The following is a 25532-nucleotide window of genomic DNA, read 5'->3' on the forward strand; positions in this document are numbered from 1 at the left end:
GAGCCCTCATGCCCACGAACCGCCAGATCCATCTCGACAACCGCCCTGAAGGCGAGGCGTCGCTGTCCAACTTCAAGCTCGTCACGGTCGAAACGCCCGCGCTGCAGGACAACCAGGTGCTGGTGCGCCACCACTACATGAGCCTCGATCCGTACATGCGCGGCCGCATGAACGATTCCAAGAGCTATACCGCCAACCAGCCGACGGGTGCCGTCTTCCAGGGCGGTACGGTCGGCGAGGTGGTCGAGAGCAAGCATCCGAAGTTCCAGGCCGGCGACAAGGTGGTCGGTTTCGGTGGCTGGCAGGAGTACAGCGTGGTCGACGCGGCCGTGCCCGGCTCGCTCAAGAAGGTCGACACCACGCACGTGCCGCTGTCGCATTACCTGGGTGCGGTTGGCATGCCGGGGGTGACCGCCTGGTACGGCCTTGTGAAGATCATTGCGCCGAAAGCGGGCGAGACCGTGGTCGTCACCGCGGCCAGTGGCGCCGTGGGCAGCGCCTTCGGTGCGCTGGCCAAGGCGCGCGGCTGCCGCGTGGTCGGCATTGCCGGCGGTCCGGACAAGTGCCGGTACGTGACCGAAGAGCTGGGCTTCGACGCCTGCATCGATTACCGCCAGCACCCCGACGTCAAAAGCATGAGCGCAGCGCTCAAGGAAGCCTGCCCGCAAGGCATCGACGGCTACTTCGAGAACGTCGGCGGCTACATCTTCGACGCGGTGCTGCTGCGTTGCAACGCATTCGCCCGGATCGCGCTGTGCGGCATGATCGCCGGCTACGACGGCGCGCCGCTGCCGCTGGCGAACCCTGCACTGTTCCTCATCAACCGCATCAAGCTCGAAGGCTTCATCGTGAGCGAGCACATGGAGGTCTGGCCCGAAGCGCTGGCCGAGCTGGGCGCGCTGGTGGCCAGCGGCAAGCTCAAGCCGCGCGAGTCGGTGGCGCAGGGTATCGAAGCGGCACCCGAAGCGTTTCTCGGGCTGCTCAAGGGCAAGAACTTCGGCAAGCAGCTGGTCAAGCTGATCTGAATCAAACCACAGGAGGCCGGCGATGTCCACGACGCACGAGGTCTTCAACCAGCCCGCTCCGCTGGTGGGCTACAACCTGTTCGAGACGAACCGGCCGCTGCGCGACGCGTTGGCATTCAACGCGCCGCAGTTGCGCACGGACGCGCTCCATGCGCTGGGCGCAAAGGTTGGCACGGCCGATATGCAGCGGCATGCGCGCCTGGCCAACGCGCAGGGGCCGCAGCTGCACACGCACGACCGTTTCGGCCGGCGCATCGACGAGGTGGAATTCCATCCGAGCTACCACGCGCTGATGGGTGCGGCGGTCGGTGCGGGCCTGCACGGCGCGCCCTGGGGCAGTACCCAGGCGCATGCCCATGTCCAGCGCGCGGCCGGCTTCATGCTTTTCACCGAGCTGGAGCCCTCCATCCTCTGTCCGATCTCCATGAGCTATGCCGCCACGCCTGCATTGCGAGGCAACGCGGCGGTCTACGCTGACTGGGGCCCCAAGCTCACCAGTCTCTCGTATGACCCGGCACTGGCGCCGTTGGAGAACAAGCCCGGCGTCACCATGGGCATGGGCATGACGGAAAAGCAGGGCGGCTCCGATGTCCGCGCCAACACCACGGCGGCCATGCGCGAAGGCAATGATGCCTGGGGCGAACGCTACGCCATCACAGGCCACAAGTGGTTCTTCTCGGCGCCCATGTGTGACGCCTTCCTGATCCTCGCGCAGGCGCCCGCCGGCCTGAGCTGTTTTTTCCTGCCGCGTGTGCTGCCCGACGGCACGCGCAACGCCATCTACATCCAGCGCTTGAAGGACAAGCTCGGCAACAAGGCCAACGCGAGTTCGGAGGTCGAGTTCCACGGTGCGAGCGCCTGGCTCGTCGGCGAGGAGGGCCGTGGCGTGCCGCAGATCCTCGAGATGGGCACCATGACGCGGCTCGATTGCGCGCTGGGCACCAGCGGCCTCATGCGCCAGGCGCTGAGTCTTGCGCTGGATCACACCGCGCAGCGACAGGCTTTCGGCAAGCCCTTGATTGCGCAGCCATTGATGAAGAACGTGCTGGCCGACCTGGCGCTCGAAAGCGAGGCCTCGACCGCTTTGGCGATGCGCCTGGCGCGCGCCTTCGACCATCCGGGCGACGACCATGAACGCCTGATGGCGCGCCTGCTGACGCCCGTCGCCAAGTTCTGGATCTGCAAGCGCGGCAGCCACTTTGCCCAGGAGGCGATGGAATGTCTCGGCGGCAACGGCTACGTGGAGGAGGGCGGCGAGGGCGTGATGGCTCGCATCTACCGCGAGATGCCACTGAACTCCATCTGGGAAGGCGCCGGCAACATCATGGCGCTCGATCTGTTGCGCGGCCTGCGCAAGGGCGATGCCGTCGCTGCGCTGGCCCATGAACTTGCACCGGCGCGCGGGCAGCATGCGGCCCTGGATCGCATTGCCGACGCCTTGCCCGCACGCATCGAGGCCATGGCCTCGGACACCGAAGCCCGCCGGCTCGTGCAGGACGTGGCACTGGCGATGCAGGCCGCGCTGCTCGCGCAGACCGCACCGGGTGCCGTTGCCGCCTCTTTCTGCGATTCACGCCTGGGCGGCAACTGGGGGCATGCCTTTGGCACGCTCGGCACGCACAACGATTTCGACGCCATCCTCCAGCGCGCCCAGCCCCGCTGACCCAGGCCAGCTTCCAGGCCGTCCCCAACCCGTCTCCACCTCACGACCGGACCCCAACGATGACCGACCTGATCCTGCACCACTACCCCAATTCGCCCTTCTCGGAGAAGATGCGCCTCATCCTCGGCCACAAGAAGCTGCCGTGGAAATCAGTGCTGATTCCGCCGATCATGCCCAAGCCCGACGTGGAGGCCCTCACCGGTGGTTACCGCAAGACGCCCGTGCTGCAGATCGGCGCGGACATCTACTGCGACACCGCCCTGATCTGCGACGTCTTGGAACACCTGCAACCCCTGCCCACGCTGTACCCGGAGCCCGAAAAGGGCATGTCGCGCATCCTGGCGCAATGGGCCGACAGCACGCTGTTCTGGGCCGCGATGGCCTACAACCTGCAGCCCAAGGGCGCAGCCGAGATGTTCGCCAACGCGCCCCCCGAGGCCGCCAAGGCGTTCTCCGAAGACCGCGGCAAGATGACCGGCTCGGGCATGACACGCTTGCGACCGGGCGATGCCACTGCGGCCTACAAGTCCTACCTGCGCCGCCTGTCGGACATGCTCGACGACAAGCCCTTCCTGCTGGGCGGCGTGCCCTGCATCACCGACTTCGCGGCCTACCACCCGCTCTGGTACACACGCCGGATGAACGCGGTCAAGGGCATCCTGGACCTGACGCCTGCGGTCGGCGACTGGATGGACCGCATGGCGGCCATCGGCCACGGCAGCTTCGACAAACTGACCTCGGCCGAGGCCATCGACATGGCCCGGGCCGCGACGCCGCAGTCGCTGCTGAGCGACAGCACCTTCCAGGACGAGCACGGCATTGCGCTGGGCAGCGCCGTGACCGTGCGCGCCGAGACCTTCGGGCTGGAGGAGACGGCCGGTACGCTGATCTCGGCATCGCGCATGCACTACACGCTGGCGCGCACCGACCCGCGCGCGGGCACGGTGCATGTGCATTTCCCGCGCATCGGATTCGTGCTGAAGAAGGCCGAGTGACCCAGCGCCACGCACCGATTTCACAGAACCTTCAAGGAGACAAAAGATGATTCAGGATTTTCACGGCAAGACGGCCGTACTCACCGGCGCGGGTTCGGGCTTCGGCCTCGAATGCGCGCGCATCGGCGCGGCGCGTGGCATGAACCTCGTGCTGGTCGACGTGCAGCAGGACGCGCTCGATGCGGCCGAGGCCGAGATGAAAGCGCTGGGCGTGGAGGTGCTCGCGCGCAAGGTCGACGTGGCCGATGCGGCGCAGATGGAGGCGCTCGCCGCAGCCGTGCAGGCACGTTTTGGCGCGCCGCACTTTGTGTTCAACAACGCGGGCGTGGGCGCTGGTGGCCTGGTGTGGGAAAACTCGGTGGCCGACTGGGAATGGGTGCTCGGCGTCGACCTGTGGGGCGTGATCCACGGCGTGCGCCTGTTCACGCCCATGATGCTCGCTGCGGCGGCGCAAGATCCGTCGTACCGCGGCCACATCACCAACACGGCCAGCATGGCCGGCCTGCTGACGCCGCCGAACATGGGCATCTACAACGCGGCCAAGGCGGCGGTCGTGAGCCTGACGGAAACCATGTACCAGGATCTGGCGCTGGTCACCGACCAGATCGGCGCGAGCTTGCTGTGCCCGTATTTCGTGCCGACCGGCATCACGCGCAGTGAACGCAATCGCCCCAACGCACCCGCCGAGAGTGAGCTCACGAAGAGCCAGCTCATTGGCCAGGCCATGAGCAACAAGGCCGTGAGCAGCGGCAAGATCAGCGCGGCCGAAGTGGCGCACAAGGTCTTCGCGGCGATCAGCGACAACCAGTTCTACGTGTACAGCCACCCGAAGGCGCTGGGCAACGTGCGTGCACGCATGGAGAGCATTGTCGAGGGCAAGAACCCGTCCGACCCTTTCCTGGAGCGGCCGGACATCGGTGAGAAACTGCGCGCCCAACTGCGCGAAGCCTGAGGCTCCAGGGCAGTTGGGTAGCTGGGCAGCGAGGCAGTGGTGGGCGGGCTCAGGCCCCCAGTGCTTGCAGCAGTTCTTGGACTGAGTCCGCTGACTGCGGTTCGCCGGAGGCGACGAACAGCAGCAGCGACCGCCCGGTCACGGTGTAGGTGGCTCCGGGCGCGAAGTCGGCGCACTCTTGCTGGTCAAGGGTGGTGTCGATCAGGCGCGTCCACTGCACGCCGTCCGCGCGCGGCGCCAGCTTGAAGTCGATCGCATCCTGCCAGCTGTTGAGGATCATCAGCACGCTCGCGTCAGCGCCGGGCCGCGCGATGGCCGAAACCTGTGCCGTGCCTTCGAGCAGCAGCGCCAAGCTGCGCGTCAGGCCGTCGTCCCAGTGGGCGCCGTCCATCTCGTCGCCGTTGGGCAGCAGCCAGGTGGCATCCTTGACCTGCGCCCCTTCCTGGAAGTCGCCGGTCAGGAAACGCCCGCGGCGCAGCACAGGCAGCGACTTGCGCAGCAGCGTCAGGCGCTGCACGAAGCGGTTGAGTTGCTGGCCGCGCTCGTCGATGTTCCAGTCGACCCACGAGATTTCGTTGTCCTGGCAGTAGGCGTTGTTGTTGCCGTTCTGCGTGCGGCCGAACTCGTCGCCGGCCAGCACCATGGGCGTGCCTTGCGCAAAGAGCAGCGTGGCCAGCATGTTGCGTTGCTGGCGGGCGCGCAGCGCATTGATGTCTTCATCGTCGGTGAGGCCTTCGACGCCGCAGTTCCACGAGCGGTTGTCCGAATGTCCGTCCCGGTTGTCTTCACCGTTGGCATCGTTGTGCTTGTCGTTGTAGCGCACGGTATCGGCCAGGGTGAAGCCGTCGTGTGCCGTCAGGAAGTTGACGCTCGCCCAAGGCCGGCGGCCGCGGTGGTTGAAACGATCGCCGCTGGCCGTGAGGCATTGCGCCAGCTTGGGCGCCATGCCTTCGTCGCCCTTCCAGAAGGCGCGAACGTTGTCGCGGAACTGGTCGTTCCATTCAGCCCAGCCCGGCGGAAATCCGCCGACCTGATAACCGCCCGGGCCGATGTCCCAAGGCTCGGCAATGAGCTTGACGCTGGAGAGCACTGGGTCCTGCCGGCAGCTCTTGAGGAAGCCGCCGCCTTCGTCGAAGCCGTGCGGCTCGCGTGCCAGGATGGTTGCCAGGTCGAAGCGGAAGCCGTCGACGTGCATCTCGGTCACCCAGTAGCGCAGGCTGTCGGTCACCATCTGCAGCACGCGCGGATGGCTCAGGTTCACGGTGTTGCCCGTTCCCGTGTCGTTGATGTAATAGCGCGCACCGGGGCCACCGGAGGCCTCGTCGGGCATCAGGCGGTAGTAGCTCTTGTTGTCGATGCCCTTGAACGACAGCGTGGGGCCGAGTTCGTTGCCTTCGGGCGTGTGGTTGTAGACCACGTCCAGGATCACTTCCAGGCCGTTCTCATGGAAACGGTTGACCATGTTCTTGAACTCGTCGATGGTCGGCTCGGCCAAAAAGCGCGGGTCGAGCGCAAAGAAGCCCATCGTGTCGTAGCCCCAGAAGTTCGTCAGGCCCTTGTCCGTGAGGAAGGGTTGGTTGAGGAACATCTGGATGGGCAGCAGTTCGACGCTGGTCACGCCCAATTCGCGTATGTGGCGAATGACGTCGTCCTGCGCCAGCCCGGCAAAGGTGCCGCGCAGGTGTTCGGGCACGGCCGGGTGGCGCTTGGTGAAGCCCCGTACGTGCGTCTCGTAGAAGATGGTCTTTTCCCAGGGGACCAGCGTCTTGGCGGTCGGCGTCCAGTTGAACTGCGAATCGACCACCACGCACTTGGGCACGAAGGGCGCGCTGTCGCGTTCGTCGAAGCTCAAATCCGCGTCGGGATGTCCCACCGTATAGCCGAACAGCTCGGGGCCCCATTTCAGTTCGCCCATGTGCGCCTTGGCATACGGGTCCATCAGCAGCTTGTTGGGATTGAAGCGGTGGCCGTTGAGCGGTTCGTAAGGGCCATGCACACGGTAGCCGTAACGTGCGCCGGGCTTCAGGCCGGGCACAAAGCCGTGCCACACCTCGTCGGTGTATTCGGGCAAGGTCAGGCGGGCGAGTTCCTCGGTACCGCTTTCGTCATAGATGCACACGTCGACCCGGGTCGCATGGGCAGAGAAGATCGCGAAATTGACACCGTCGCCGGTGTAGCTGGCGCCGCGCGGGTGGGAAGTTCCCTCTTCGATCGAATAGGTGTCGGTCATGGAATGGTGGATGCTGGCTGGAGTTGGGTGGAACGCAGCCGACATCATCGGCGCTGCACCGCCTCCGGCCCAGGGACGCCCGCCCGTTGCGTCGTAGGCGAATTGCGCAGTGCAGCATCGGCGCCGCCTGCGGGTGCCAGGCGATGCGTTTTTGTTGGCGCCGATCGCCCAGTCAGACGGGCGCAGGGCTGTGCTCGGCGAACTGGCCGTTCCAGTACGGGTAATAGGGGTAGGGCGGGGTCACCGCGCTGGCGGTGTCCAGGCGCGCCATTTGCGCGGGCGTCAGCTGCCAGCCCAGCGCGCCGAGGTTCTGGCGCAGTTGGACTTCGTCGCGCGCGCCGATCAGCACGCTCGCCACGGTGGGGCGCTGCAGCAGCCAGTTCAGCGCGATTTGCGGCAGCGTCTTGCCGTTTTCTTCGGCCACGGCGTCCATGGCGTCGATCACCCGGTACAGGCGCTGTGCATCGGTCGGTGGCGCGAAGCCCTCCGTTTCATGAAGCCGGCTGCCCGCCGGCAGTGGCTGGCCGCGGCGGATCTTGCCGGTGAGCCGGCCCCAGCCCAGCGGGCTCCAGACCACCGCACCGACGCCCTGGTCGATGCCCAGCGGCATCAGTTCCCACTCGTAGTCGCGCCCGATCAGGGAATAGTAGGTTTGGTGGGCCACGTAGCGCGGCAAGCCCAATCGGTCGGCAGCGGCCAGCGATTTCATGAGCTGCCAACCCGAGAAGTTCGACACGCCCACATAACGCACCTTGCCCGCACGCACCAGGTCGTCGAGCGTGCCCAGGACTTGTTCGACGGGCGTCATCGCGTCGAACGCATGCAACTGCAGGATATCGATGTGCGTCGTGTCCAGTCGTCGCAGCGCGGCGTCCACGCCTTCGAGCAGGTGGTGGCGCGACGAGCCGGCGTCGTTGGGGCCGTCGCCGCTGCGCAGCGTGAGCTTGGTCGAGATGATGGCCTGCTGACGGCGCCCCTTGAGCGCCGCGCCGAGGATCGACTCGGAGGCGCCGCTGGAATACACGTCCGCGCTGTCGAACAGGTTGACACCGGCCTCCAGGCAGATGTCGACGATGCGCCGGGCGCCCGCCACGTCGGTGTTGCCCCATGCGCTGAACAGGGGCCCCTGGCCGCCAAAGGTGCCGGCGCCGAAGCCGAGGGCAGGGACCTTGAAGCCGGAGCGGCCGAGGTAGCGGTATTCCATGGAGATATTCCTTAGTCTGTTCGGTTGTTTGTTGAAAGATCAGGTCGAAAGTCGTGCGTCCAACCTGCACGGCCGCCTGTCGAGCCGGCGGCTCCACACCGCGACGCCCAGGCCCGCCAGCGTGACGAGTGCCGCCACCCAGCCCAGCGCGCCGAGTCCAGGGCCATGCGCGATGGTCATTCCGCCAAGCCAGGCGCCGATCGCATTGCCGAGATTGAATGCGGCGATGTTCAGGCTCGAGGCGAGGTTCTGCCCGGCACCGCTGGCCTTCTCCAGCACCCGCACCTGCAGCGGCGCCACCGTCGCGAAAGACGCAACGCCCAACACGCCGAAGAACACGATCGCGGTGAGGGGCGTGCCGATGGCGAACGGCATCGATGCCAGCACTGCGGTGAGCGCGGCCAGCGTGCCCAACACCGCGCGCATCGGATCGCGGTCGGCCAACTTTCCGCCCAGCAGGTTGCCGACCGCCATGCCGCCACCAAAGAGCAGCAGCACGGCCGACACCGCGCCGTCCGACAGGCCGGTGACTTGCGTCAACAGCGGCTGGACATAGGTGAACACAACGAACACGCCCGCATAGCCAACCACCGTCATGGCCAGTCCCAGCAGCACCTGCGGACGTACCAGTACGGCGAGTTCGTCGCCCAAAGGCGCGGGCGTCTCGGGTCGACTGTGTGGCACGAAGGCGGCCAGCACTGCCAGCGACAGCACGCCGATGAGCGTCACCGCCCAGAACGAGGCGCGCCAACCGAACTGAAGCCCGAGCCAGGCGCCCGCAGGTACCCCCAGCACGGTTGCGGCGGTCAGTCCGGTGAACATGATCGCGATCGCCGAGGCGCGCCGTTCGGCCGGCACCAGCCCGGTCGCGACCACGGCACCGACGCCGAAGAACGTGCCATGGGCCAGCGCCGTGACCACGCGCGCCGCCATCAGCCAGCCGTAGGTGGGCGCCAGCGCACAGGCCAGGTTGCCGAGCGTGAAGATCGCCATCAATGCCAGCAGCACCGTCTTGCGCGGCAGACGCCGGGTGGCGATGGTAAGTACCGGCGCGCCGACCGCCACGCCAAGCGCGTAGCCCGAAATAAGCAGGCCGGCCGCCGCGATGGAGACCCGCAGATCGGCCGCCACCTGCGTGAGCAGGCCCATGAGCACGAATTCGGTGGTGCCGATGCCAAAGGCACCGGCGGTGAGGGCAAGAAGAGCAACAGGCATGATCGACGTACTGTCGCGGTGAATGAGGCCTGTGACTAGAATGCCGCCAAGACCATCACTTGTGAATTGAATTCACTCATGCCTCGCACCGATGTCAACCGTTCCGGTGAAATGGAAGCCTTCGTGCAGGTGGTCGACCGCGGGGGCTTTTCCACCGCCGCGCGGGTGCTGGGCCTGACACCTTCGGCGGTGAGCAAGCTGGTGGGCCGTCTCGAGATCCGCCTGGGCATCCAGCTGGTGCACCGCTCCACGCGCAAGCTGCAGCTCACCGTGGAAGGCCGTGAGTTCTATGAGCGCAGCGTGCGCGTGCTGGCCGACATGGACGAGGCAGAGCGTTGTGCGGGTTCCGGCGCTGCACCGCGCGGGCGTGTCAGCGTCAACACCAGCGTGTCGTTCGGCACGCATGTGCTGATTCCCTTGTTGCCACAACTGCTCGAACGGCATCCCGAGTTGCGGATTGATCTGACGTTGACGGACCGGGTGGTCGACCTGATGGACGAGCGCGCGGACATCGCGATCCGCTGGGGCCGGCTGCCCGCTTCCGATCTGGTCGCGCGGCCGCTCGGGCAGACGATGCAGGCCATCGTCGCTTCGCCGGGCTATCTGGCGCGCCACGGAACGCCGCGAACGTCGCAGGAACTGACCCTGCACAGCCGGCTCGGCTGGAACTACCGCCGCACGGTGGCCGACTGGCCACTGCGCGTGGACGGCAAGCTCGTCCACCTGCCCATGTCGGGCACGCTGCGGGCGTCCGATGGCGAGGCGCTGCGCCATCTCGCGCTCGCCGGTGCCGGTATCGCACGGCTGTCGCTCTATCACGTGGGCAGCGACCTGGACGCCGGGCGCCTGGTCGAGTTGCTGGACGACTTCAACCCACGCGACGTGGAGCCGATCCACGCGGTCTACCTGGGCAAGGCCGGGCGGTTGCCCTCGCGCGTGCGCGCCGTGCTCGACTTTCTGGTGGAGGCGGTGCGCCTGCATCCGCGCGCCGACCCCAGCGCCTGAACGGCGCTGCAGGGCGGCCGGCTCAGTCGACCTTGCGGTCTTCGCGCTTGGCTTCTTCCATGGCCTCGGGCTCCAGCTCCTCGGCGAACCGGTTCAGCCGGATGAAGATGCCCCAGCCGGCCAGCAGCAACGCGGCGGACGCCATCAGTGCAGCCGCGTAGATCAGGTGCGCGGGTTCGTCTGCCGCCTTGAACGTGGCGACCAGCGCCTCGACCGCCACGGCCACCACGATCACCATGAGAAAGCGCGAGAGAAACCGCCGCACCCGGGTGGGGGCGCTGATGTGCGCTTCGCGCACCACCTCTTCTTCGGCAATGGTCTGTGAGATCTGCAGGGCGACCACCGCTGCGGCGAGCAGGCCGACCGCCTCGATGATCACCTCGGCCGCCGCGCGGTCCAGGTCACCCGCAAAGGCCGCCCACCCGATCTGCACGGCGATGACCACGAGCATGAGCGCCGCACAGGCGAACATCAGGGCCATGAACGCATGGACGAGGGCGAAAAGACGCGAGATCAGCTTCATGGCGCCGGATGGTAGCGGGCCACTGTGCGCTTGCGGCTGCGCGGGCTCCACGTCACGCTGCTGTCCTACGGCGCTGGCCTTCATTCGGGCGGGCCAGCGTGAAGAGGGCGGCGACAATCCGTCGAGCGCCTATCACATGCGCCTCCAAACGGCGCCGGGCACGTTTTTGACGCCTTGGCGACAATGGCCTTATGACTTCCTCGCCTTTTTTCAGGGTCGCGCTCGTGCTCGGCCTGCTCTCGGCCATCGGGCCTTTCGCGATCGACATGTATTTGCCGGCCTTGCCAGCCATCGGCAGCAGCCTGGGGGCGCAGATCGGCGCGGTCCAGATGAGCCTGACGGCTTTTTTCATCGCGCTGGGCATCGGCCAGCCGTTCTATGGGCCCGTGTCGGACATGTTCGGCCGCAAGCCGCCACTCTATGTCGGGCTGGTGCTGTTCGCTGTGGCGAGCGTGGGTTGCGCGCTGGCCACCGACATCCACACGCTGATCGCGCTGCGCTTCGTGCAGGGGTTGGGTGCGGCCGCCGGCATGGCCATTCCGCGAGCGGTGGTGCGCGATCTTCACACGGGCAACGACGCGGCGCGGCTGATGTCGCTGCTGATGCTCGTGTTCAGCGTTTCGCCGATCCTGGCCCCACTCGCCGGCAGCCTGGTGATCGCCTTCGCAGGCTGGCGCGGTGTGTTCTGGTCGGTGACCATTGCCGCGCTGGCCGGTCTGGTGCTGGTGGCGACCTCGCTGCGCGAGACGCGCCCGGCCAGCGAGCGGGTCGAGAGCAGCCTGCGTGGGGCACTTGCCGCCTACGGCCTGCTGCTGCGTGACCGCCACTACCTGGGGCTGGTGTTCATCGGCAGCTTCGCGATGGCCGGCTTCTTCACCTACCTGGCCAACTCGTCCTTTGTGATGATCGACCATTACGGCCTGTCGCCTGCCATGTACAGCGTGGCGTTCGGCGTGAACGCAGCGGCGTTCATCGGCGTGTCGCAGTTCACTGGCGCGCTGGGCGAACGCTTCGGTCTGGTACGGGTGGTCAAGGGCGCGGTGAGCGCTTGCGCCGTCGTGATGGTCCTCATGTTCGCTTTCTTCGCGGCGGGCGGCGACCGGCTCTGGGTGCTGATCGTGCTGTACTTCATTGCCAGCGGCTTCATGGGGTTGGTGATCCCGACCACGTCGGTGCTGGCGCTCGAGCGGCACGGCGCCATTGCGGGCACCGCTTCGGCGCTGCTGGGCACCCTGCAGATGCTCACCGGCGCGGTGGTCATGGCCGTGGTCGGCATGTTCACCGACGGCCGTCCGCTGCCGATGGTCGCGGGCATGGCTGCCGGTGCGCTGATTGCCCTCGTGCTCACGTGGCTCACGCTCGGGCGGACGCGGCCCCAGCAGGCCTGTTTCAACCCTTGATCGAATGACCCAGACCTCCCCACAGAAAACGGCCAGCGACGGTCTGCCGTCGCCGCAACGCCAGCGCGCGATGCTGGTCATCATCCTGGGCATCGCCGTGGCGGTGCTCGACGGGACGATCGTGAACCTGGCGCTGCCCGGCATCGCACGCGAGCTGCACGCCAGCGCGGCGCAGTCGATCTGGGTGGTCAATGCCTATCAGCTTGCAGTCCTGGTGATGCTGCTGCCGCTGGCGTCGCTGGGGGATCTCGTGGGCTTTCGGCGCATCTACCTGGCCGGCGTGGCACTTTTCTCCGTGGCATCTCTGGGTGCTACTTTTGCGCATTCGCTGGAGACCTTGATCGTGGCGCGCGCACTCCAGGGGTTGGGCGCGGCCGGCATCATGAGCGTGAATGCCGCGCTGGTGCGGCTCATCTTTCCTTCGGCGCAGCTCGGCCGCGGGATGGCGATCAATTCGTTGGTCGTGGCCACGGCGTCGGTGGCAGGGCCGTCGGTGGCCGCGGCCATCCTGTCGGTGGCGTCCTGGCCCTGGCTCTTCGCGCTCAACGTGCCGCTGGGCGTGCTGGTGCTGTCGTTGGGATGGCGCGCATTGCCCTTCAATACGGCGGCGCCGGCCAGGGGCTCGCGTTTCTCACTGCTGGACGTGGCATTGAACATCGCCATGTTCGCGCTGATCTTCGTGGGGGCCGACCGGCTCGGCGTGCGCAGCGACTCCGGGCAGGGCGGGGGCTGGTCGGCCTGGCTGACGCTGCTGGCCGGTCTCGCGGTGGGTGCTTTCTACCTGCGGCGACAGACGCGGCTGAGTCTGCCGCTGTTTCCGGTCGATTTGCTGCGCATCCCGGTCTTTGCGCTGTCGATGGGCACGTCGGTGGCGGCTTTCTGCGCGCAGATGCTGTCGTACATCGCCTTGCCCTTCCTTCTGCTGGATGTCTACGGCCGCACGCACATCCAGGCCGGCCTGTTGATCACCGCCTGGCCATTGGCCATCGTGGTGTTCGCCCCGATCGCGGGGCGGTTGATCGGCCGTTACCCCGACGGCCTGCTGGGCGGCATCGGGCTCGGGTTGCTCGCGGCGGGCCTGGCGCTGCTGGCAGCCTTGCCCGCCGAGCCGTCGAACCTGGACATCGTCTGGCGCATGGCGCTGTGCGGCGCGGGTTTCGGTCTGTTCCAGTCGCCGAACAACCACACCATCGTCAGCGCACCGCCTGCGCACCGCAGTGGGGCGGCCAGCGGCATGCTGGGCACGGCGCGGCTGACGGGCCAGACGATTGGGGCCGTGCTGCTGGCCGGCATTTTCAGCGTCTGGAGTCCGCACCACGGACGTGGGCCGGTGATTGCGCTGGTGCTTGCGTCGATTTGTGCCGCGGTCGCAGGGGTCTTCAGCAGCCTTCGTCTACGAACGCCGGTGCCGAGCCATTAAGCTGCGGGTCTTTCCTACTTGTTCAATGACTGAAGTTCCTGAAGCGATCGTCTGCGAAGGCTGCGATGCGGTGTACCACCGCACGCCGTTGCGCGAGCGCGAAGTGGCGCGCTGTCCGCGCTGCGGGACCGAACTCGACCGGCATCCGGGCGCACAGCGCCGCCGCATTCTGCCGCTGGCGCTGGCCAGCCTGATCATGTTCGCTATCGCCAACCTGTTTCCGATCGTGGAGATCGAGTTGCGCGGCCTGCACAGCCGCACGACGTTGATGGGGGCGGTGGTCGCCCTGAGCAATGAGGGGCGTGCGCTGGTGGCGCTGCTGGTGCTGGCAACCACCATCCTGTTTCCGCTGCTGCAATTGCTTATTTTGGTGTGGCTGCTGGTGCCACTGTCGCAGCGGCGCTTGCCACGCGGCTTTTCATGGCTGGTGCGGATCATGCAGTCGCTGCGCCCCTGGGGGATGATCGAGGTGTTCCTGCTCGGCGTGCTGGTCGCGCTGGTCAAGCTGTCGAGCCTCGCCACGGTGCTGCCGGGACCGGCGCTGTGGGCCTTCATGGCGCTCACGGTGCTGCTCACGGCGGTGCTGGCCTTCGACCCACGTGGTTTCTGGGACATGGCCACCGAAGCCGACCCGCAGGCCGTGTCTGTGCCCGCACCGGGGGAGGCCGTCTGATGGGTTTCCTGCCGATCGCGCACCTGCCCCGTGTGCCACGCATCCCTGACGACCTGGTGAGTGCGCAGGACGAGGACGCGGCCGTCGTCACGGCCGCCGCGTCGGGACTCAGGCCCTGCAGGCACTGCGGCACCGTCTGGCGGGACGCGCACGAGGGCGAGGCCTGCGGCCTGTGCGGCACCACCTTGCGCGAGCGCAAGCCCGACAGCCTGAACCGCACCTGGGCGTTCCTGATCGCGGCCTGTGTGATGTACGTGCCAGCGAACCTGCTGCCTGTGATGATCACGCGCTCGCTGTTCGGCGTGCAGAACGACACCATCCTCAGCGGGGTGATCTATTTCTGGATCACCGGCGCCTACGGGTTGGCAGCCATCGTCTTCGTGGCGAGCTTCCTGGTGCCCCTGTTCAAGTTGGCCGCGTTGTTCATTCTGGTGGTGTCGGCGCAGCGCGGCAGCACTTGGCGGCGCGCCGAGCGCGCCCGGCTCTACCATGTGATCGAGGTGATCGGTCGCTGGTCGATGCTCGACGTGTTCGTGGTCTCGGTGCTCGCCGGCCTCGTGCGCATTCAGGGCTTTGCAGAAATCACGGCCGGTGTCGGCATTGCGGCCTTCGGTGCCGTGGTGGTGCTCACGATGCTGGCCTCTCTGAGCTTCGATCCGAAGCTCACCTGGGACACCAGGCCGGTGGGGCCGACCGCGCCCGGACGGCATCACACAGAGGTAGACAACGCGCATGAGTGACGAAAAAATTCCGCAGCCCCACCCGGTTGCGCCGCCGGCCCTGGGCGAGGCGCGCGTGGTCAGGCGCCGCGACTGGATGCCTTCGCTGATCTGGCTGATTCCGTTGCTGGCTGCGCTGGTCGGCATCACGCTGGTCGCCAAGATCCTGATCGATCGCGGCCCCGAGGTCGAACTCAGCTTCAAGACGGCCGAAGGCCTGGAGGCCGGCAAGACGGCGGTCCGCTACAAGGATGTGCAGATCGGCGTGGTGCAGAGCCTGCGCCTGGCCAAGGACCGTTCGCACGTGCGCGTGGTGCTGCAGCTCAACAAGGACGCCGATGCATTCACGGCCGAAGACACGCGCTTCTGGGTGGTGCGGCCACGCTTGGATACCTCCGGCATTTCGGGCTTGAACACGTTGCTGTCGGGCGCGTACATCGGTGCGGACGCGGGCGTGTCCAAGGAAAGCGCCCGCGAGTTCACCGGCCTGGAGACACCTCCGATCGTCACGCGCGATGCGTCGGGACGCCAGTTCCTGCTGCATGCCACCGACATCGGCTCGCTCGACGTAGGTTCGCCGGTGTATTTTCGCCGCATCAAGGTCGGCCAGGTCGCCGCCTATGAGCTCGACCCGGATGGCAGGGGTGTGACGCTGCGGATCTTCGTGAACACGCCGTACGAGAAATTCGTCGGCGCGAACACGCGCTTCTGGCAGGCCAGCGGCCTGGACATGCAGCTCAGTGCGAGCGGCCTGACCCTGCGCACGCAGTCGCTTGCGACCATCCTGCTGGGCGGCATTGCCTTCGGTGCGCCCGACGACGCGAATGGCCCGGTTGCCATCGAGAACACGGCCTTCAAGCTGGCTGACGACGAATCGGGAGCCATGAAGGCGCCCGATGGCCCGGCAAAGACCGCCTTGCTTCACTTCAATCAGTCGCTGCGCGGGCTGTCGCCCGGTGCACCGGTCGATTTCCGTGGGGTGGTGATCGGCGAGGTCAAATCGATCGGTGTAGAGTTCGACCGCGCGGCGCGCGAGTTCCGCATGCCTGTCCTGGTGCAGATCTACCCCGATCGCCTGAGTCGCGGCGCCGATGCAGGCGTGCCTGTTTCGGATGCTACGCAGGAGCAGCGCCTGCGCTTCATGATCGACAAGGGCCTGCGTGCGCAGCTGCGCAACGGCAACCTGCTGACTGGCCAGCTCTACGTCGCGCTTGACTTCTTTCCGAAGGCGCCCCCGGCCAAAATCAACACTGCCGTGGAGCCGCTCGAGTTGCCGACCGTGGCCAACAGCCTCGACGAACTTCAGTCGCAGGTACAGGAGATTGCCACCAAGATCAACAAGGTGCCCTTCGAACAACTGGGCGCCGACATGCGCACGGCGCTGTCCACGCTTAACAAGACGCTCACCAGCGCCGAGCAACTGACCAAGACGCTCAACAACGACGTGTCGCCGGAGATCACCGCCGCCATGAAGGACGCGCGCAAGACCATCAACAGCGCCGAGCGGACGCTGGCGCAGGATTCACCCCTGCAGCAGGACATGCGCCAGACGCTGCAGGAGCTCACCCGCGCGGCAGGCTCCGTGCGCGTGCTGACCGACTACCTCGAACGCCACCCCGAGTCGCTGCTGCGCGGCAAACCGGACGACAAAAAATGAAGCCAGTGCATCTTGCTGCGTCCGCAGACGCCTCCGTGTCCCTGAGTGCGCCTTTGCGTGCCGTGTTCTCCGCGCCGCGCGGCACGGCGCTTGCGCTGATGCTGACCTGTGCCGGGCTGATTGCAGGCTGTGCAAGCTCGCCCGATCGCTATTACACGCTGGCCGCTCCTGGCACGACCGCACCGCAGAACGCTTCGAACGACGCTGCCGCCGCCGCTCCCATGTTCATCGAGCTGGCTCCCGTTGCCATGCCCGAGCGGCTCGCGCGCCCGCAGATGCTGGTCCGCAAGGCGACGCCCGGCGCCCAGGTCGAACTGCTCGAACAGCACCGCTGGTCGTCTTCATTCGAAAACGAATTGCGCGATGCGCTGGCCAGCGGCGTTGCCGCGCAATTGGGCGCCATCGACGTGACCAAAGGCGGGCGCCAGCCGAGCACGCCAGCCTGGCGCATCGCCGTGCAGGTGCGTCAGTTCGATGCCGTGGAGGACACGCGCGTCGACGCCGCGTTCAGCTGGACCGTGCGGCGCTCCGACGCCGACCTGAGCGCGAGTTGCCAGTGGTCGACCACCGAGCCGGTCGGCAGCGGCATCGAGGCGCTGGCCCAGGGCGCGCAACGCGTGACGGCACGCGCCGCCGACGCCATCGCGCGGCATGTGCGCGCGTTGCAGGCGAACCCCGGAGCCGCCTGCACGCGCTGAGGGCGCGAGCCGGCCCGGCCTCAGATCAGCCGCCGGATGGCCTTCTTGCGCCAGACCAGGCGGTAGTAGGCGGTCTGTAGCGCCAGCATGGCGATGAAGGCGACCGGGTAAGCCACCCACACGCCGTTGATGCCGATGCGCTGGCTCATGAACCAGGCCACCGGCACCTCGATGAGCGCGATGCAGATGATCGAGATGGCGGTGGGCATCAGCACCGAGCCGCTCGCACGCATGATCCCGGACAACACCGCGGCCATGCCGAAGATCACGCTGCTCCACAGCATGATGTGCAGCAGGGTCTGCGCCAGCTCGATCACCGGCTCGCTCGTGATGAAAAAGCCCATCAGGCGACGCGAGAACAGGTAGCCCAGCACCACCAGCCCGCCGGTCAGCACAAGGTTCATCAGCAGGCCGGTGCGTGCGATGGCGCCCAGCTTGTCGGCGCGGCCGGCGCCAATGGCCTGCGCACCGAGGATCGACGCGGTAATGGCAATCGAGATCGCCGGGAACTGCACGTACGCCACCACCTGGTTGACCGCGCCGTAGGCCGCCGTGGCATCGGAGCCGTAGCCGTTGACCAGGGAGAGCAGGGCGATTTCGGCCAGCGAGATGACGATCATCTGCACGCCGGTCGGCACGCCGACCTTGAGCACCATCTTCAGGATTTTGGGGTCGACACGCATGTGGCGTGCAAAGTCGGCATCGGGCGCGAGTGGACTCTTGCGCGCGCGAAGCCGGAACGCCAGCCACGTGGTGGCCACCACGAACGACACCACCGTGGCCGCGGCCCCGCTGGCCACGCCCAACATCGGCAGGCCACCCCAGCCGCGGATCAGCGCCGGGGTCAGCACGAGGCCGATGCCGGTCGAAATGGCCAGCGTGAACAGCGGCGTGACCGTATCGCCGACACCGCGCAGCATGGCGGTCGACAGCAGGAACACAAAGAGTCCTGGCATCGCGATCAGGATGATGCGCGCATAGCGCGTGGCGTCCGCCAGGATGTCGGGGGGCGTTCCGAGCGCGGCCAGCATGCGCTCGGTAAAAAAGCCGCCGAACAAGGCCACCAGCAGCCCGAAGGCGATGCCCACCGACAGCGTGGTGCCCGCCACCGCCTTGACCTTGGCCGTGTCGCGTGCGCCCCAGGCCTGGCCGATCAGCACCGAGGCGCCGGCACCCAGTCCGATCATGAACGCAATGAAGAAAAACATCACCGGAAAGAAGCTCGACACCGCGGCAAGCGCGCCCACGCCGAGCATCTGGCCGACGTAAACGTTGTTGAGCGTGCCCGACAGCGACTGAAGGATGTTGCTCAACAGCATCGGTCCCAGGAAGAAAGCGAATGTCTTCCAGAGCGGATGGGTGTCGAGCGGTGCGGCGGGACGTGAAATTTCGTTGGGGGTCATGGTGAGGGCGGCTGGCTGCCGTAGGGTCGGCGCATCCTACATGGGCGGCGGACTTCGCTTTGAGAACCATGTGCCAGCGTGTTGCGGCGGCGCAAATGACTACACTAAAGTAGTCAAAACAACCTCAAGTTTCAATTAGTGCTTTCGTGTTAATCGCGGTTCTCAAATAAAGAGACATCGCATTGAACGTTCACACTTCCGACCGAATTGATTTCTTCCGCTCCGGAAAATCCTCCCCCCAGCCTTTGCAGCGACCGCCCGGCCCCCCGGGCATCCTTCGTCATGCCCTGACTGCGGCTGCGATCGCTGCCAGCCTTGCCGGTGCCGCCCATGCGCAGCCGGCGGTGGTGGCGATCAATACACAGGCGAGCGAATCTCCCTACAGCCCGCAAGCGCACGACGCGCTCGTGACAGCGCAGCGAAGCGGCAGCGTCACGCCGCGCGCTGGCTTTGCGCAACTCGAGGCGTGGCGGCGCCAGTCCCTGGATGCCGCGGCACAACGCCGTGTCGCATCCGATGGCGTCGTGTGGGCGATGGCCGCAGGCCAGCCGGCCGACGCGGCCCGTTGGGCGCGGGAGGCTCCGCTCGAGGTGCTCGACGCTTATGCCTTCGAGCCGGCATTCCAGGCTGCACGCAGTGTCGCCGACCGGACGCTCGAGGGCGAAGCCGTACGGCTGATGCGTACGCGCCAGCCGCAAGCGTGGCGCCCGCGCATCTTCGAGGCCGTCTGGCAGACCGACCAGCAAGACTATGCGCAGGCCGAGGCCACGCTGGCGAGCCTGCGGGCGAGCTGGCCAAGCCCGACGACCGAGCAGCAGGTTGCATTGCTCGAAGCACGAGGCGCGCTCAACGAAGCCCGTGCCCGTCCACTCGATGCCCTGGCCGATTACAACGCGCTGCTGGCGATCGAGCCCCACCACCGTTATGCACGCCGCGCCGTGGCATTCATCCTGCAGAGCACGGGTGCCGAATCGGCCGCGCTGGCGCATGCGCAAGCTGCCGAGGCGGCCCAACCGGGTACTTTCTCTGCGCTGGAAATGGCCACCCTGCGACAGCAGGCGTTCGGCCAGCAGTTGCGCTGGGCCGTTGCCCATCGCGATGAATCGACAGGATGGGGCGCCGAGCGCTTTGCGCTGCTCGATGCACTGCTGCCGCACTACGAACCCGAACGACAGGCCGCCATGGCGCAGGAAAGCGAAGCCCGCAGCGCCGGCGACGTGCCGGGCGCCACCGCCTGGCGCAATCTGGGCCTGCAGCTTCGCTACGATCGCATCGTGGCGCTGACCGCCCGCGCGCGCTACGCCGAAGCCACGGCCAGCTACGAGGCGCTGGCCGCCGAGGGTGTCGAGCCTCCTTACTACGTGCAGTCCGACGTGGCGGGCGCGTATCAGCAGCAACGGCGCTCCGACTTGGCCGTGCCCCTGTACGAGGCTGCGTTGCGCCGCGGCGCCGACCGTCTGCCGATGCCGAGCGATACCCACATCGGCCTGGTCTATGCCTACATGGACACAGCGCGCTTCGACGAAGCCCAAGCGCTGTTGAGCCGGATGGAGGAGGGCACGCCGCCCATGCTTCGGCTGTCGCCGCAAGGCGGGACACCCAATCCGCAGTACACCGAAGTGCGCAATCTGCGCGCGCTGATGCAGCTGTATGCCGACCGTCCGGCGCAGGCGGAGCGCAGTGCGGGCATCCTGTCGGCGCTCGCACCGATGAACGCGGGCTTGCGCAGTGCCCAGGCAGAAACGGCAATGGCGCGCAGTCATCCTCAAGCAGCGCTCGCGCACTACGACGAACTGCTCACCGACCATCCGGACAACGTTTCCGTGCGTGCCGGCCATGCGGGCGCACTCTTCAATGCCGGCGAACTGAGCGAGGGCCGACGCGCCACCGACGCACTGGCCGCCGACGCGCCTGATGCCATCGCCGTGCGCAATGCCGTGCGCCTGCGGGACGCCACGCTCGCGCCGCGCCTGGAGATCGATGCCGAAGCAGGTCGCGATGGCGGCGCTCTGGCCAACCGTGAATGGCGCACCGACACGCGCCTGATTTCGCCCTGGTTCGGCGACGACACCTGGCGCCTCTTCTATCACCAGATCCTCGCCCACGCGGACACCGACCAGGGCAATGTCACCCTGGCGCGGGCGGGCATCGGCGCCGAATACCTCAAGGGCCGTTGGAACTTCACCGGCGAGCTGCATCAGTCCAACGACGGCCCCTACCGCACGGGTGTTGCACTCGGGCTGCGCTACCGTGCCAGCGACCAATGGCGCCTGTCCGCCGAGGTTGACACGAACAGCCCCGACACGCCGTGGAAAGCGCGCAACGCAGGCATCGGCGCGCATGCGACGGCGCTGGGCGCGACCTACGTTGTCAACGAGTCGCGCAGCTTCGACGCGACTGCGCAGCGCATGGACTTCAGCGACGGCAACACGCGCGACGCGTTCGGGCTGGATTGGCGCGAGCGCTGGATCAGCGGGCCGCGGTTTCAGTTCGAGACCACGCTCGGCGGCGAAACCGCCCGCTACGACCGCCAGGACACGCCTTACTTCAGCCCGGCGCGCGAAAGCGCCGTGGAGTTGGGCGCGCGCGCCCGCTACCTGACATGGAAGCGCGACGACCGCAGTTTTGCGCAGGTGGTGGAGGCCAGCACCGGCCGCTACCGGCAGGAGGGGTTCGGCAGCGGACCGACCTGGTCGCTGCGCTACGCCCACGAGTGGAGCTTCGGCCCAACCATGCAGCTGCGTTACGGCCTGGGTGTGTCCAGCCATCCCTACGACGGCGTCAGGGAGCGAAGGCCCTTCGTCTTCCTGAATCTTTCGGTGCCATTGCAATGAGAACCCGTCACGTGTCTGTCCATTTCCTTTCTTCCTCCCTCCGCTGGCGACTGCCGGCCTTGCTGTTCGCTGCGATGCTGACGCTGCTGTGCATGGCGCCGTCCGCGCACGCGCAGAAGGTTCCGGCGCCCGACGTCGACGACGGCAAGACCTTCCGCGCCATCGCGCTGCACGACATCCGCAGCAACGTGCGCGAGAGTTTCGAGACCGCGCCTGAAGCCACGGCCCTCGACGAACGCACGCTCGCCGAGTTCTTCTCGTGGCTCCAGGCCAACGACCACCATCCGGTGAGCCTGCAACAGATCATCGACGCGCGCGCCGGTGGCAAGCCGCTGCCGCCGCGTGCGGTGCTGCTGAGCTTCGACGATGGCTATGAAAGCGCGTACACCAAGGCCTTTCCGCTGCTCAAGCGCTTCGGCTATCCGGCTGTCATGGCGCTCGTCACCAGCTGGCTCGACGTGCCAGCCGGCCAACCGGTGACCGACTACAACCCCGGCTCGCCGCCGTCGCGCGACAGCTTCCTTACCTGGACCCAGGCGCGGGAGATGGCCGCTTCGGGGCTGGTCGAATTCGCCAGCCACAGCGATGCACTGCACCGCGGCGTGCCCGGTAACCCGCAGGGCAACGTGCAGCCCGCCGGCACCACCCTGCAGTTCGATGCGGCCAGTGGCCGCTACGAAACGGTGGCAGCCTATGTCGCCCGCGTGGAAGCCGACCTGCGCCGCAGCCGCGAGGTGATCGAGAAGAACACCGCCAGCAAGGTCCGCGCGATGGTCTGGCCCTACGGGGCCTACAACCGGGAGGCGCTGCGTGCTGCCGATCGCGCCGGCATGCCGATCACGCTGACGCTGGACGAGGGCCCGAACACGGCCGACGTGCCGCTGCAGGAAATCCGCCGCGGCTTGGCCACCTACGACATGCCCGTGCCTTACCACGCGCTGCTGCGCACCCCCGGTCGCACCGGCAGCATCTTCCCGATCCACCGCGCCATGCACATCGACCTTGACTACGTCTACGACCCCGACCCGGCGCAGCAGGAAGCGAACCTCTCGCGCCTGCTTGAGCGCGTGCTCGCGGTCGGCCCGAGCGCCGTGTACCTGCAGGCCTTTTCGGACCCGGACGGCGACGGCGTGGCCGACGCGCTGTACTTTCCCAACCGGCACATGCCGGTGCGCGCCGACCTGTTCAACCGCGTCGCCTGGCAACTGCGCACACGCACGGGCGTCCAGGTCTTTGCGTGGATGCCTGTGATGGCCTTCCATCTGCCCAAGGACCATCCGCTCGCCGCGCACACGGTGGGCTGGCTCGATGCCCAGCCCCGGCACGACAAGCCGCAGGCCGAAGGCACGCGCTATGCGCGCCTCACCCCCTTCGACCCGGCCGTGCGCGCCCTCATCGGTGACATCTATGAAGACCTGGGCCGCCATGCCGCCTTTGCCGGCGTTCTGTTCCACGACGACGCCACCTTGAGCGACGACGAGGACACCAGCCCGCTGGCGCTGCAGACCTATGCCCGCTGGGGCCTGCCCGTCGACGTGGCAGCCATCCGCGCCGACCCCGCGCTGCGTGCACGCTGGTCCGCGGACAAGACGCGCTTCCTGACCGACTTCACGCTGGAACTCGCTCAGCGTGTGCGCGACTGGCAACCCGGCGTGCTGACCGCGCGCAACCTCTACGCGCGCCCCGTGATGGAGCCAGCTTCGGGGGAATGGTTTGCGCAGGACTACGCGCAATCGCTCGCCGCCTACGACTACACCGCCGTGATGGCGATGCCCTTTATGGAACAGGTCGCCGACCCGCAGGCCTGGCTCGCGACGCTGGCGCGCCGGGTGGCGGCCACGCCGCGCGGCCTCGAACGCACTGTGTTCGAACTGCAGGCACGCGATTGGCGGACCGGCAAGCCGGTGCCCGATTCGACGTTGGCGGCGCAATGGTCACTGCTGCACCGCATGGGCGCAAGACACCTGGCTTACTACCCGGACGACTTCTTCAACGACCAGCCGGGCCTGGCCACCGTTCGCAACGCGTTGTCGGTGCGCAGCAGCCTGCTGCAGCCGGTGGCGATCGAAGGAGCCGCACGATGAGCGCAGAAATCTTCGGTTCGCCCTTCGTCCAGTTCATGCTGGGCTACGTCTTCTATTACCCGTTCATCATGGCGTACGTCTGGATGGCCGGTGGCCTGGCCCATGCCCTGGTGTTCGAGCGCAAGCGGCATCTGCCGATCGACCCGCAGCCGATGCTCAAGGCATCACCGATGGTCAGCGTGATCGTGCCCTGCTACAACGAGGCGGGCTGCGTGAGCGAGGTCATCGAGCAGCTCATGCGCAGCAATTACCCAAGCTACGAGGTGATTGCCGTGAACGACGGCAGCACCGACGGCACGGGGCAGGTGCTCGACGAGCTTGCACTGCGTTATCCGCTGCTGCGGGTGCTGCACAACGCCAGCAACCAGGGCAAGGCCGTCGGCCTGAACACCGCCACCTTGCTGGCTCGCGGCGAATACATCCTCGGCGTGGACGGCGACGCGCTGGTCGACCCCGATGCCATTGCCTGGATGATGCGGCACATGCTGCAGTCCGAACGCGTGGGCGCGATCACCGGCAACCCGCGCATCCGCACGCGCACCAGCCTGCTGGGTCGCATGCAGGTGGGCGAGTTCTCGTCGACCATCGGCCTGATCAAGCGTACCCAGCAACTGTTCGGCCGGTTGTTCACCGTCTCTGGCGTGCTGTCGATGTTCCGGCGCAAGGCATTGCTCGACGTGGGCTTCTGGAGCCCCGACGTGATGACCGAAGACATCGACGTGAGCTGGAAGCTGCAACTCAAGGGCTGGGACGTGCGCTACGAGCCACGTGCGCTGTGCTGGATCCTCATGCCCGAGACCGTGCGCGGGCTCTATCGCCAGCGCCAGCGCTGGGCCACCGGAGGCATCCAGACGCTGCTGCGCCATGGCCTGGAACTGCTCAAGCCGCGCAACGCGCGCATGTGGCCGATCTTCATCGAGTACCTCGCCAGCGTGGTTTGGGCCTACGCGATGTTCACCGTGCTGGTGCTCGCGCTGGTCCGGCCGTTCCTGCCAGCGGAATGGCAGTTCGTCGGCTTCCTGCCCGAATGGAACGGCATGCTGCTGGGCGTCACCTGCATGCTGCAGATGCTCGTGAGCCTGTGGATCGACCGGCACTACGACCGCGACATCATGCGCTATTTCGTGTGGACCATCTGGTACCCGCTGGCCTTCTGGATGATCAATATGTTCACCACCATCCTGGCGCTTCCCATCACCCTTTTGCGCCGCCGCGGCAAGCGTGCGGTCTGGACCAGCCCTGAACGAGGAGATGCAAATGCAACCGCAAACTGAAACCCGCCCCGCCATCGCGCCACACCCCCAGGCCGTTGCCGCGCCGCCGCCCGACCGCGTCAGCGGCTGGGCAGAACCGCACGAGGAGCCGATCCTCGATGCGGCGCGGGTGTCCTTCAAGGCCTTTCGCGAGAATAAATCGTCGATAGGGGCCGTCAGCATGTACCTGTGGCTGCGTCTGCTGCGGCCGCTGTTGCTGGTGGCGTTCTGGATCGCGGTGGTGCTGTATGCCTGGTACCACTTTTTCACCATCGCGGACGTTCAGGGCAGCCGCAGCGCGCTGGGGTTCTGTGCCGTGGGCATCGCCGTGATCTTCGTGGTCATGCTGCTGATTGCGCCGATACGCCGCCACACGCATGAAAAGAAGCCGGCCGACGCGCACGCTGCGCGAAATTCCACGGCTGAGATCGCCGATTACGCCGACTTGGCCCCGCGCAATCTGCTGGTGTGGCAACAGGCGCGCCGGCTGGTGGTCGAGCACGACGACGATGGGCGGCTGCGCGATGCAGCCGAGCCGGTGGTGTCGAGCCGGCATATCTGAGTACCCCGGGTCGGGCG

At 67.0% G+C, this 25532-nt stretch carries 20 protein-coding genes; 15 read left to right on the top strand and 5 right to left on the bottom strand.

From position 1 onward, the window contains the following. Window positions 1-8 precede the first annotated feature (8 nt). From J2W36_RS05525 to J2W36_RS05540, 4 genes are read left to right on the top strand one after another with little or no spacing between them, the layout of a single operon-like run. A complete protein-coding gene (locus J2W36_RS05525) occupies window positions 9-1025 on the top strand; it encodes an NADP-dependent oxidoreductase (RefSeq protein WP_307688680.1) in 1017 nt (338 codons plus the stop codon). Between the two features lie 22 nt (window positions 1026-1047). Beyond that, window positions 1048-2688 carry an isovaleryl-CoA dehydrogenase gene (locus J2W36_RS05530; protein ID WP_307688681.1) on the top strand — a complete coding sequence of 547 codons (1641 nt, stop codon included), beginning with the start codon at window positions 1048-1050 and terminating at the stop codon, window positions 2686-2688. A gap of 59 nt (window positions 2689-2747) precedes the next feature. Further along, the gene (locus J2W36_RS05535; protein ID WP_307688682.1) at window positions 2748-3683 is read left to right on the top strand and encodes a glutathione S-transferase family protein; all 936 of its coding nucleotides are present in this window, start codon (window positions 2748-2750) and stop codon (window positions 3681-3683) included. A 46-nt stretch (window positions 3684-3729) separates the two neighbouring features. Then, window positions 3730-4635: an SDR family oxidoreductase gene (locus tag J2W36_RS05540; RefSeq protein ID WP_307688683.1), complete on the top strand. Its 906-nt coding sequence runs from the start codon at window positions 3730-3732 to the stop codon at window positions 4633-4635. Window positions 4636-4684: 49 nt separating this feature from the next. Here the strand turns inward: J2W36_RS05540 and glgX are convergent, their stop codons facing one another. The 3 genes from glgX to J2W36_RS05555 all read right to left on the bottom strand — a co-directional run bounded on the left by glgX (window position 4685) and on the right by J2W36_RS05555 (window position 9284). Continuing rightward, window positions 4685-6865 carry a glycogen debranching protein GlgX gene (gene glgX / locus J2W36_RS05545; protein WP_307688684.1) on the bottom strand — a complete coding sequence of 727 codons (2181 nt, stop codon included), beginning with the start codon at window positions 6863-6865 and terminating at the stop codon, window positions 4685-4687. Window positions 6866-7037: 172 nt separating this feature from the next. Then, window positions 7038-8069, bottom strand: a complete 1032-nt coding sequence (locus tag J2W36_RS05550; RefSeq protein WP_307688685.1) for an aldo/keto reductase — start codon at window positions 8067-8069, stop codon at window positions 7038-7040. Window positions 8070-8108: 39 nt separating this feature from the next. Continuing rightward, a complete protein-coding gene (locus tag J2W36_RS05555) occupies window positions 8109-9284 on the bottom strand; it encodes an MFS transporter (RefSeq protein WP_307688686.1) in 1176 nt (391 codons plus the stop codon). 78 nt (window positions 9285-9362) lie between these two features. On the opposite strand from J2W36_RS05555, the gene J2W36_RS05560 reads away from it, so the two are divergent. Then, window positions 9363-10289, top strand: coding sequence for a LysR family transcriptional regulator (locus J2W36_RS05560; protein ID WP_307688687.1), 927 nt, complete (start codon window positions 9363-9365; stop codon window positions 10287-10289). A 22-nt stretch (window positions 10290-10311) separates the two neighbouring features. On the opposite strand, the gene J2W36_RS05565 is transcribed toward J2W36_RS05560, so the two are convergent. Continuing rightward, window positions 10312-10812: a hypothetical protein gene (locus J2W36_RS05565; RefSeq protein WP_307688688.1), complete on the bottom strand. Its 501-nt coding sequence runs from the start codon at window positions 10810-10812 to the stop codon at window positions 10312-10314. 191 nt (window positions 10813-11003) lie between these two features. On the opposite strand from J2W36_RS05565, the gene J2W36_RS05570 reads away from it, so the two are divergent. The 6 genes from J2W36_RS05570 to J2W36_RS05595 are packed head-to-tail and all read left to right on the top strand — an operon-like array spanning window position 11004 to window position 17379. Further along, window positions 11004-12212 (top strand): multidrug effflux MFS transporter, encoded by a 1209-nt coding sequence (locus J2W36_RS05570; protein ID WP_307688689.1) that lies wholly within the window; start codon window positions 11004-11006, stop codon window positions 12210-12212. A 4-nt stretch (window positions 12213-12216) separates the two neighbouring features. Then, window positions 12217-13632: an MFS transporter gene (locus J2W36_RS05575; protein ID WP_307688690.1), complete on the top strand. Its 1416-nt coding sequence runs from the start codon at window positions 12217-12219 to the stop codon at window positions 13630-13632. Window positions 13633-13657: 25 nt separating this feature from the next. Further along, entirely contained in the window at window positions 13658-14305 is a 648-nt protein-coding gene (locus tag J2W36_RS05580; protein ID WP_307688691.1) for a paraquat-inducible protein A, read from the top strand. After that, window positions 14305-15045 carry a paraquat-inducible protein A gene (locus J2W36_RS05585; protein ID WP_307688692.1) on the top strand — a complete coding sequence of 247 codons (741 nt, stop codon included), beginning with the start codon at window positions 14305-14307 and terminating at the stop codon, window positions 15043-15045. The genes J2W36_RS05580 and J2W36_RS05585 overlap by 1 nt, the downstream gene beginning before the upstream one ends. Then, window positions 15038-16681 carry a PqiB family protein gene (locus tag J2W36_RS05590; protein ID WP_307688693.1) on the top strand — a complete coding sequence of 548 codons (1644 nt, stop codon included), beginning with the start codon at window positions 15038-15040 and terminating at the stop codon, window positions 16679-16681. The genes J2W36_RS05585 and J2W36_RS05590 overlap by 8 nt, the downstream gene beginning before the upstream one ends. Beyond that, window positions 16678-17379, top strand: a complete 702-nt coding sequence (locus J2W36_RS05595) for a PqiC family protein (protein WP_307688694.1) — start codon at window positions 16678-16680, stop codon at window positions 17377-17379. The genes J2W36_RS05590 and J2W36_RS05595 overlap by 4 nt, the downstream gene beginning before the upstream one ends. A gap of 20 nt (window positions 17380-17399) precedes the next feature. Here the strand turns inward: J2W36_RS05595 and J2W36_RS05600 are convergent, their stop codons facing one another. Next, window positions 17400-18782: an MATE family efflux transporter gene (locus J2W36_RS05600; protein ID WP_307688695.1), complete on the bottom strand. Its 1383-nt coding sequence runs from the start codon at window positions 18780-18782 to the stop codon at window positions 17400-17402. Between the two features lie 245 nt (window positions 18783-19027). Between J2W36_RS05600 and pgaA the strand changes: the two genes are divergently transcribed. Genes pgaA through pgaD form a run of 4 tightly spaced genes read left to right on the top strand, consistent with a single transcriptional unit; the run spans window position 19028 to window position 25515 of the window. Next, on the top strand, window positions 19028-21616 hold the full coding sequence (gene pgaA / locus J2W36_RS05605) for a poly-beta-1,6 N-acetyl-D-glucosamine export porin PgaA (protein WP_307688696.1): 2589 nt from the start codon (window positions 19028-19030) through the stop codon (window positions 21614-21616). Window positions 21617-21627: 11 nt separating this feature from the next. Continuing rightward, window positions 21628-23700, top strand: a complete 2073-nt coding sequence (gene pgaB / locus J2W36_RS05610) for a poly-beta-1,6-N-acetyl-D-glucosamine N-deacetylase PgaB (protein WP_307688697.1) — start codon at window positions 21628-21630, stop codon at window positions 23698-23700. Further along, a complete protein-coding gene (pgaC, locus tag J2W36_RS05615; protein WP_307688698.1) occupies window positions 23697-24974 on the top strand; it encodes a poly-beta-1,6-N-acetyl-D-glucosamine synthase in 1278 nt (425 codons plus the stop codon). Before pgaB ends, pgaC begins: the two co-directional genes overlap by 4 nt. Further along, window positions 24958-25515, top strand: a complete 558-nt coding sequence (pgaD, locus tag J2W36_RS05620) for a poly-beta-1,6-N-acetyl-D-glucosamine biosynthesis protein PgaD (RefSeq protein WP_307688699.1) — start codon at window positions 24958-24960, stop codon at window positions 25513-25515. Before pgaC ends, pgaD begins: the two co-directional genes overlap by 17 nt. The last annotated feature ends 17 nt before the right edge of the window (window positions 25516-25532 follow it).

Source organism: Variovorax ginsengisoli, assembly GCF_030811835.1.
GTDB lineage: Bacteria > Pseudomonadota > Gammaproteobacteria > Burkholderiales > Burkholderiaceae_C > Variovorax > Variovorax ginsengisoli_C.

Excerpts from the sequence above, each read along its gene's own strand:
- J2W36_RS05525 (WP_307688680.1), top strand. The coding sequence starts at position 9 with ATGCCCACGAACCGCCAGATCCATCTCGACAACCGCCCTGAAGGCGAG.
- J2W36_RS05530 (WP_307688681.1), top strand. The coding sequence starts at position 1,048 with ATGTCCACGACGCACGAGGTCTTCAACCAGCCCGCTCCGCTGGTGGGC.
- J2W36_RS05535 (WP_307688682.1), top strand. The coding sequence starts at position 2,748 with ATGACCGACCTGATCCTGCACCACTACCCCAATTCGCCCTTCTCGGAG.
- J2W36_RS05540 (WP_307688683.1), top strand. The coding sequence starts at position 3,730 with ATGATTCAGGATTTTCACGGCAAGACGGCCGTACTCACCGGCGCGGGT.
- glgX (WP_307688684.1), bottom strand. The coding sequence starts at position 6,865 with ATGACCGACACCTATTCGATCGAAGAGGGAACTTCCCACCCGCGCGGC.
- J2W36_RS05550 (WP_307688685.1), bottom strand. The coding sequence starts at position 8,069 with ATGGAATACCGCTACCTCGGCCGCTCCGGCTTCAAGGTCCCTGCCCTC.
- J2W36_RS05555 (WP_307688686.1), bottom strand. The coding sequence starts at position 9,284 with ATGCCTGTTGCTCTTCTTGCCCTCACCGCCGGTGCCTTTGGCATCGGC.
- J2W36_RS05560 (WP_307688687.1), top strand. The coding sequence starts at position 9,363 with ATGCCTCGCACCGATGTCAACCGTTCCGGTGAAATGGAAGCCTTCGTG.
- J2W36_RS05565 (WP_307688688.1), bottom strand. The coding sequence starts at position 10,812 with ATGAAGCTGATCTCGCGTCTTTTCGCCCTCGTCCATGCGTTCATGGCC.
- J2W36_RS05570 (WP_307688689.1), top strand. The coding sequence starts at position 11,004 with ATGACTTCCTCGCCTTTTTTCAGGGTCGCGCTCGTGCTCGGCCTGCTC.
- J2W36_RS05575 (WP_307688690.1), top strand. The coding sequence starts at position 12,217 with ATGACCCAGACCTCCCCACAGAAAACGGCCAGCGACGGTCTGCCGTCG.
- J2W36_RS05580 (WP_307688691.1), top strand. The coding sequence starts at position 13,658 with ATGACTGAAGTTCCTGAAGCGATCGTCTGCGAAGGCTGCGATGCGGTG.
- J2W36_RS05585 (WP_307688692.1), top strand. The coding sequence starts at position 14,305 with ATGGGTTTCCTGCCGATCGCGCACCTGCCCCGTGTGCCACGCATCCCT.
- J2W36_RS05590 (WP_307688693.1), top strand. The coding sequence starts at position 15,038 with ATGAGTGACGAAAAAATTCCGCAGCCCCACCCGGTTGCGCCGCCGGCC.
- J2W36_RS05595 (WP_307688694.1), top strand. The coding sequence starts at position 16,678 with ATGAAGCCAGTGCATCTTGCTGCGTCCGCAGACGCCTCCGTGTCCCTG.
- J2W36_RS05600 (WP_307688695.1), bottom strand. The coding sequence starts at position 18,782 with ATGACCCCCAACGAAATTTCACGTCCCGCCGCACCGCTCGACACCCAT.
- pgaC (WP_307688698.1), top strand. The coding sequence starts at position 23,697 with ATGAGCGCAGAAATCTTCGGTTCGCCCTTCGTCCAGTTCATGCTGGGC.
- pgaD (WP_307688699.1), top strand. The coding sequence starts at position 24,958 with ATGCAACCGCAAACTGAAACCCGCCCCGCCATCGCGCCACACCCCCAG.